The sequence below is a fragment of the Mycobacterium sp. TH-M103 genome, assembly GCF_057473785.1.
In genome coordinates this window covers 1-7,138 of the sequence record NZ_JBYCLG010000291.1, presented here as the reverse complement: position 1 = coordinate 7,138, position 7,138 = coordinate 1, and the positions used below count along the sequence as shown (strand labels likewise).

Below are 7,138 nucleotides of genomic sequence, written 5' to 3'. Positions count from 1 at the left end.
GGTGTTGATCCAGGCGTTGATCGCGGTGTCGAAAAGCTGGTAGTAGACCGCGTTGTTGAGGTGGCCGAACATGTCGTTGTCGGCCCACCGGGTGCCGACCGGCCACAGCACCGGGAAGTCGTCGCTGGTGAGCGCCTCCGGTGCGGGCGGGATAGCCATGGCTGTATTCCAGCACGCCTACCTCGGGTGCGGGGGCGCGACCGGTTCGGCCTGCGACTCGTCGAGTCGGTGGGCGTCGATGTAGTCCCACACGATCCGGTAGCCGAGGCCAGGCGCCGACGGCACGTCGACGTATCCGTCGGGCCCGAGCGGGTCGCAGTAGTAGCCCTCAGCCCCGTCGTCGGTACGCACCGTGGTCACGGTCTGGACCACGCGGTAGTCGGTCAGCAACTGGCCGAACGCGATTCGGTCGACGAACGTCTCGAACGGCACCACGTCCACGCCGGTGATCTTCATGACCGCCGATTGTTGCGCCGGCCGTCCCGCCCGGGTAAGGCTTGGGCCCTACCCGGGTGTCAGGCCGGGCCCGGGGCGCCGTGCAGCGCGGTGGACAAGGAGTGGCCCTGCAGCGCGAACAGCAGCTCGGACACCACCCAGTCGGGCAGCAGCGAGTCGAAGCCGTGGCAGGTCCGCGGGAACACGTGCAACTCGGCCGAGACCCCGGCGCGCAGCAACGCCAGCGCGTAGTCGACGGCCTCGTCGCGGAACGGGTCGATCTCGGCGCAGGTGATCAGCGCCGGCGCCAGACCGCCGAACCGGCCGCGGCGGGCGGGCACGGCGTCCGCCGATCCGGGGGCCGGGCCCAGATAGTGGCGCCACATCAGATCGGCGGCCTCGCTGTCGAAGGCCGGGCTGGTGGTGAACTCGGCTTTGGAGGCCGTCGGCCTGTCGTCCAGCACGGGCTGGTGCAGCAGCTGGAACGCGACCGCCGGCAGCGACCCGTCGGCCGCGCCGTGCGCAAGGCAGGCGGCCAGGGTGGCCCCGGCGCTGCTGCCGGCGACCGCCAGCCGCGCCGGGTCGACACCGAGTTCGAATGCCTCGCGGGCCACCCAGCGCAGCACCGCGGTCGCGTCGTCGAGCGCGGCCGGATAGGGGTGCTCGGGGGCCAGCCGGTAGTCCACCGACACCACCGTGCAGCTGGCGCGCCGGGCGAGCTCCAGGCACTGGCGGTGGTCGGTGTCCAGGTTCCCCAGCGCGAACCCGCCGGCGTGGCAGTAGACGACCGCCGGCGCCGGCGCCGGGCCGCCGCGGTAGATCCGCACCGGCACCGGCCCGGTTTCCGCCGGCACCTCGACGTCGACGACGTCGACGTCCCGCGCGTCCGTCAGCTCGGCCGCCAACAGGCGCCGCTGATTGAACGGCTCACGGATGAGTTCGATTGCGGCGGCGGAGAAATCGGTACGCGTGGTGGCGACGGCGCGCAGCGCGGGGTCGAGCCGGTCGGCGCCGTCGAGCTCACTCATGGGCCGACCAGCCGAAGTCGCCGGGTTGGAGTCTGCGGGTCATTCCCCAGAAGCTACGCGCCGGCACCGGCGATGCCCACCGACAGGCCCGGCTCAGCGGATCTGCAGGCATTGGCCGCCGTCGACGACGAGCTCCGAGCCGGTGATGAACACGGCCGCGTCGGAGACCAGAAACGCGACGGCATCGGCGATTTCGGTAGGGCGGCCGATCCGGCCGAACATCGCCGTCGCGGCCAGCCGCGTCTGGGTGGCCCCGTCGAGCATCGGTGTCGAGATCGGCCCGGGGAACACGGCGTTGACCCGGATGCCGGCCGGGCCCAGCTCGGCCGCGGCGGTCTGGGTCAGCCCCCGCAACGCCCACTTGGCCGAACCATAGGCGGCGTGCTGCGGGAACGGGCGGATCGCGCCCGTGCTGCAGATGTTGACGACGGACGGTTGCGGCGCGGCGCGCAGCCGCGGCAGGGCGGCACGGATTCCCAGGAATGCCCCCAGACAGTTGACGCGCCAGGAGTTTTCGAACCCCTCGGGGGTTTCCTCGTCGAGCGCGGCCCGGTGCAGCACGCCGGCGTTGTTGACCAGCGCGCTCAGCGCGCCGAAGCGTTCGGCGACGCGGTCGACGGCGGCCCGCCACTGTTCCGCTGAGGTGACGTCGAGTTCGAGCGCGAGCACCGCGTCGTCGCCCAGCCCGTCCACGGCGGCGACCAGTTCGTCGATGCGCCGGTCGCAGGCGGCCACCGAAAACCCCTCGGCGCGCAGCCGTTGGGCGATGGCCCAGCCCTGCCCGCCGGCGGCGCCGGTCACCAGGGCGACCGGGTGGTTGGTGTCGTCGGTCACCGTTCCCGAGCCTCCCGGAGATATTCCGCCGCGCCCCTGCGCAGCGCCTGCGATTCGGCGGCCAGCGTGATCATCTGGAAGCCCAGTGTTGCCATGGCGCGCCCGGCCTTGCCGTCCCCGGCGTGGATGCCGGTGACCAGGCCCGCGTCCGCGGCCGCGCGGTGCGTGCGCACGATCGCGTCGAGCACCTCCGGATGCCGGGTCGCCCCGACCGGGTCGGCCCCCAGCGAGATCGCCAGATCGGCCGGGCCGACGTAGATTCCGGTGAGTCCGTCGACGGCGCAGATCCGGTCGAGGTCGGACAGCGCCGCGGCGGTCTCGATCATCGCGAACACGCTCACCCGCGACTCGTGGGCGCGCGGGTCCAGGCCCAGGCCGGCGCGCAGCGGGCCGAAGCTGCGCACGCCGGCCGGTGGATAGCGGGTTGCGGCCACGGCCGCGGCGGCCTGCTCGGCCGACTCGATCATCGCGATGACGACGGCGTCGGCGCCGGCGTCGAGCACCCGCCCGATCGGTGCGGCGCCGGCGTCGGGCAGCCGGACCACCGTGCCGATCGGCACGTGTTCGACGTGCCGCAGCGCGCCGGCGATGTCGGCGTCGTCGAGGTAGCCGTGTTGTGCGTCGAATCCGACGTAATCGTAACCGGCGCGGGAGAATTCGACCGGGCCGAGCCACGTCGGGCCGGTGAGCCAGCCGCCCCAGACCGGGCCGCCGCGGCTCAGCGCCCGGTGCAGGTTGCTGTCCGGCGTGGTCATTCCGCGATCGCGATCTTGACGCGCGCCGGGTCGGGACGGCAGGCCAGGTCGAACGCGGCCTGGACGTCGTCGACGCCGAAGGTGTGGGTGAGGTAGGCGCCCAGCAGTCCGGGGTGATCGGCGGCGAACTTGCCGGCCGTGTCCAGCATCCGCCGCCGGTCCAGTGTCACACCGGATTTCAGCGTTAGGTTGTTGCGCAGCATGGTGCGCATGCTGATCGGGTAGGCGTCGTCGTCGGCGACGCCGAAGTAGAACACCGTGCCGCCCGGCGCCGCGGCGGCGATGGCGTGGTTCAGGGTGGCCACCTGGTGTCCGACGGCCTCGATCACCACGTCGGCGCGGTCGCCGGCGGCCAGCTGCCCGGCCCACCGGTCGCTGGTGGCGCGCACCGCGTCGTCGACCCCGAATTCCTTTGCGACGCCGCGTCGGTCCACCGGGTCGACACCGGTGACGCGGCGCGCCCCGGCGACGTTGGCGACGTAGGAGAACAGCAGCCCGATCGAGCCCTGGCCGATGACGGCGACGTGGCGGCCGGCCAGGTCCGGCAGTTGTTCGCAGGCGTAGAGCACGCAGGCCAGTGGTTGCAGCCCGACGGCCTGCGCGGGGGTCAGCGAAGGGTCGTAGGGCGCCAGGCCGTCGCCGTCGCTGATCACGCGCTCCATCATGCCGTCGAACCCAGAGGCCCAGCCCACCACGCGGTCACCGGCCCGGTGGTCGCGGTGGCGGCTGGCGATCACCTCGCCGGCGACCTCGTGGATCGGGAAGCCGTCCTTCTCCGCTGCGCCCGGGCCGTCGTCGCCGGGAATCCGGCCCCGCACCCCGCGGAACGCCGGCAGGTCGCTGCCGCAGACCCCGGCGGCCAGAAACCGCAGCAGCACTTCGCCTTCCGCCAGTTCTTCGGGCCTTTTGTCGGGGATCGACGCCCGCTCGAAGGCGTAGGGGGCCACGATCCGGTAGGACCACACGTCAGACCTCCACCGGGATCTTGTTCCATCCCCATTGGAAGCTGGACGGCAGCCGGGTGGCGCCTTCGTCCCGGATCGCGTAGTTGGGCACCCGGCGCAGCCATTCGGTCAGCAGCACGTCGATTTCCAGCCTGGCCAGGTGGTAGCCGACGCAGAAGTGCTGTCCGCGGCCGAAGGCCAGGGAGCGCTTGACGGGACGGTCCCAGACGAACTCGTCGGGGTCGGGGTACTCCCGTTCGTCGCGGGCGGCCGAGGCCAGCAGGGTGATGACGCGCTGGCCCGGCTCGAGCGTGTGGCCGTGCAGGCCGAAGGGTTTGCGCACCGTGCGCGCGAACCACTGTGCTGGCGCGCAGAACCGGATCATCTCCTCGCGCACGAGCGGGACGTTGGTGGCCGGATCGGCGCGTACGGCGGCCAGTTGGTCGGGCCGCCGGCGCAGCTCCCACAGTCCGTGGGCGACGATCTTGGGCACCGTTTCGGTCCCGCCGATGAAGATGCACAGCATCTGGGTCGCGACCTCGACGTCGGACAGGGCGCTGCCGTCGGGCAGCCGGTAGCCCAGCAGGCCGTCGACGACGGGCAGCGCGCCCGTCGAGCGGCCGGCCCGGCGGGCCTCGACGACCGGCACCAGGAACTCCAGGTAGTTGGGCCGCGCCTCGGCGGTGTCCACCCCGACACCGGGCTCGGCCAGGCTGCCCGCGTTGACCGCGGCCAGCACCCGCGGCGCGAGATCGGTCGGGATGCCGAGTAAGTCGCATACCATCGACGCCGCGACGATGCCGCCGTAGTCCTGGGTCAGGTCGAACGAGCCCTGCGGCAGCAGCTGGTCGAGCCGTTCACCGGCCAGCGCGCGGATCCGATCCGCCAGCTCGGCGACGGGCCTGGGGCGCAACGGCGCTGAGTGCGCGCGGCGGATCTCGCCGTACAGGCCGGCGTCGAAGACTGCGTGAAACGGCAACGGGTGCAACGGCGGATCGGCGACCGGCCCGCTGTTGTGCTCGGCCAGCACCGACGCCGCGGGCAGCGTGCCCTCCGAGGCGACGAAGGTGCCGTCGTTGACCTCCAGCACCCGCCAGATGTCCTCGAAGCGGGACAGAGCGTAGGTGTCCCACTGCGGCATGTAGTACACCGGGTACTCGTCGCGCAGGATCCGGTAGTACGGCAACGGGTTTGCCATCACCTCTGCGTCGAAGGGGTCGTAGGCGAAGGCGGGCCGTCGCATCACTGCAGCGGCGAGGGCGGTAAGGCCTGCAGGATCGAGTCCTCCCAGCCGTCGCGCAGCGCGGGCGCCAGGCTCATCCAGGTGACGATCTCGGCCGGTGGGCTCTCCTTCCAGGAGGGGTAGTGATTGGCGAAGCACTCCCAGCCTCCCTCCAGCGCCCAGTAGTGGATCACCTCGTTGTAGCGGAAGGTGGTGGTGAACGAGCCCAGCCAGCGCTTGCCGGTGCGCTCCGACCACGGCACGTAGAGCCGTTCCAGCTCGCGGATGTAGTCGTCCTGCCGTCCCGGTTTGGTCTGCATGATCTCCTGAATCACCAGCGGCGCAGTGAATCCGACGTCGCGCAGCTGGGCCAGCGTCTTGTTGCTGGGGCCCGGGTACATGATCCGGCCCTCGCCCGAGGCCCCGGTGTCGGCCAGGAACGCCGACCACTTGGCCGCCGCGGCCTCGTGGCTGCCGCCGCGCTCCTGGGCGGCCCCGATCCGGGAGTAGTCGGCGAACCCGTCGATCTCCCAGATGATCGTCACCTGCGGCCAGTGGCCGTTGTAGGGGGTGGCTTCCCAGAGCGCGAACAGCCGGGCCCCCAGCTCCTGCATCATCGGCTGGTAGGTGTCGGTGAACACCTCGGTGAAACCGTCGCCGCGCGCGGAGCCCAGGGCGATGGTCTCGTGCAGGTAGAGCAGCGTGTGGCCGTAGTACTTCTTCATCGCTCGGGCCGGACCAGCAGGGGTTCGGTGGGACCGACCGCCTCACAGGGGATTCCGGCGGCCAGCAGGGCGTGGCCCTTGAACGTGCGGGCCGCCGCGCTGAGCACGTGCGGCACCCGGTTCATCGCCCGGTCCACGTTCAGCGGCCACCCGTCGCCCCACAGCGCGACCTCGGTCAGCCGGCCGTCCAGGGACGCCAGCACCCGGTCCCGCACGCGCGGGTCGGCGCGGAACGCCGCGGCGCTGACGGCCAGGCCCTGATCGGCGATCTCGGTCTCGTACCACCCGGAGCGGCAATCCGACACGCGGGCGCCGAGGATCCGCAGGGCGCGGGTGTCGCAGGCGTCCGGCAGCCGCACGGTCACCTCCCATCCGGCCATCACGCGGTCGTAGAGCCAGCCCCCGGCCGATTGGACGATGTCGGCGGCGCCGGCCGCGACGACGTCGAGCCGGTAGCGCAGTGAGGCCGCGGTCCGCGCGGCGGTGACCCGGCCGCTCGCGCGGACGTCGAGCGTTGAAGTGACCATCAATCCATTCCTCACCGCCGCACGCCGGCGCTTGCGTTGGGACGCGACTCACCCGACAGCGTGACATTTTGGCGAAAATTTGTAAAGGTTCGCCGGGTGGGTCACGACCCGCGGCGCGCCTCGAGTTCGGCGAGGATCTCCTCGGTGTGCTGGCCCAGTTGCGGTGCGCCAGAACGCGGTGCCCACGGCGTGCCGTGGAAGTCCGCCGGCGTGGCCACCATCGCCACGCCGGCTGCGCCGTCGGGCACGTCGACGATGCCGCCGGCGGCGTGGAACTGCTCGTCGGCGACGACGTCCTCGAGCGTGTTGACCGGTGACCAAAAGAAGTCCGGTTCGGTGGCGAAGGCCTGCGCCCATTCGTCGAGCGGGCGGGTCGCGAAGATCTCGTCGAGCGCGGCGATCAGCGGCACCGCGTTGTGGGCGCGGGCGCGGGCGTCGCCGAATCGTGGGTCGGTCAACCACTCCGGGCGGCCCACGGCGCGGCACAGCGCGGGCCAGTGCCGGTCGGCCTCGAGTCCGACGATCCAGAACCGTCGCCCGTCGGCGGCGGTGTAGTTGTTCATGCACGGGTTGCCCATCGATTCGCGCTGCCCGATGGCGATCTGCTGGCCGGTCAGCAGGTAGGTGTTCAGGTCGAAGCTCACGGTGTAGGCGCCCTGCCGGTACAG

Annotated in this window: 10 protein-coding genes; all 10 read right to left on the bottom strand. The window is 71.8% G+C overall.

Annotated elements, in window-relative coordinates:
- Positions 1 to 159 (bottom strand): acyl-CoA thioesterase (locus AC2VOR_RS16510; RefSeq protein ID WP_486964137.1); only part of this gene is annotated, 159 nt, incomplete at its 3' end.
- 18 nt (positions 160 to 177) lie between these two features.
- Positions 178 to 456 (bottom strand): hypothetical protein, encoded by a 279-nt coding sequence (locus AC2VOR_RS16505; RefSeq protein ID WP_486964135.1) that lies wholly within the window; start codon positions 454 to 456, stop codon positions 178 to 180.
- 59 nt (positions 457 to 515) lie between these two features.
- Positions 516 to 1,463 carry an alpha/beta hydrolase gene (locus AC2VOR_RS16500; RefSeq protein WP_486964134.1) on the bottom strand — a complete coding sequence of 316 codons (948 nt, stop codon included), beginning with the start codon at positions 1,461 to 1,463 and terminating at the stop codon, positions 516 to 518.
- Positions 1,464 to 1,556: 93 nt separating this feature from the next.
- A complete protein-coding gene (locus tag AC2VOR_RS16495) occupies positions 1,557 to 2,264 on the bottom strand; it encodes an SDR family NAD(P)-dependent oxidoreductase (protein ID WP_486964136.1) in 708 nt (235 codons plus the stop codon).
- Positions 2,265 to 2,293: 29 nt separating this feature from the next.
- Positions 2,294 to 3,052, bottom strand: a complete 759-nt coding sequence (locus AC2VOR_RS16490) for an HpcH/HpaI aldolase family protein (protein WP_486964133.1) — start codon at positions 3,050 to 3,052, stop codon at positions 2,294 to 2,296.
- Positions 3,049 to 4,017 (bottom strand): zinc-binding dehydrogenase, encoded by a 969-nt coding sequence (locus tag AC2VOR_RS16485; protein ID WP_486964132.1) that lies wholly within the window; start codon positions 4,015 to 4,017, stop codon positions 3,049 to 3,051. The genes AC2VOR_RS16490 and AC2VOR_RS16485 overlap by 4 nt, the downstream gene beginning before the upstream one ends.
- 1 nt (position 4,018) lies before the next feature.
- Positions 4,019 to 5,239 carry a cytochrome P450 gene (locus AC2VOR_RS16480; RefSeq protein WP_486964131.1) on the bottom strand — a complete coding sequence of 407 codons (1,221 nt, stop codon included), beginning with the start codon at positions 5,237 to 5,239 and terminating at the stop codon, positions 4,019 to 4,021.
- Entirely contained in the window at positions 5,239 to 5,943 is a 705-nt protein-coding gene (locus AC2VOR_RS16475) for an NIPSNAP family protein (protein WP_486964130.1), read from the bottom strand. Before AC2VOR_RS16475 ends, AC2VOR_RS16480 begins: the two co-directional genes overlap by 1 nt.
- On the bottom strand, positions 5,940 to 6,470 hold the full coding sequence (locus AC2VOR_RS16470; RefSeq protein ID WP_486964129.1) for a hypothetical protein: 531 nt from the start codon (positions 6,468 to 6,470) through the stop codon (positions 5,940 to 5,942). The genes AC2VOR_RS16475 and AC2VOR_RS16470 overlap by 4 nt, the downstream gene beginning before the upstream one ends.
- A 101-nt stretch (positions 6,471 to 6,571) precedes the next feature.
- Positions 6,572 to 7,138, bottom strand: a 567-nt coding sequence (locus AC2VOR_RS16465) for a CoA transferase (RefSeq protein ID WP_486964128.1), incomplete at its 5' end; no start/stop codon positions are given.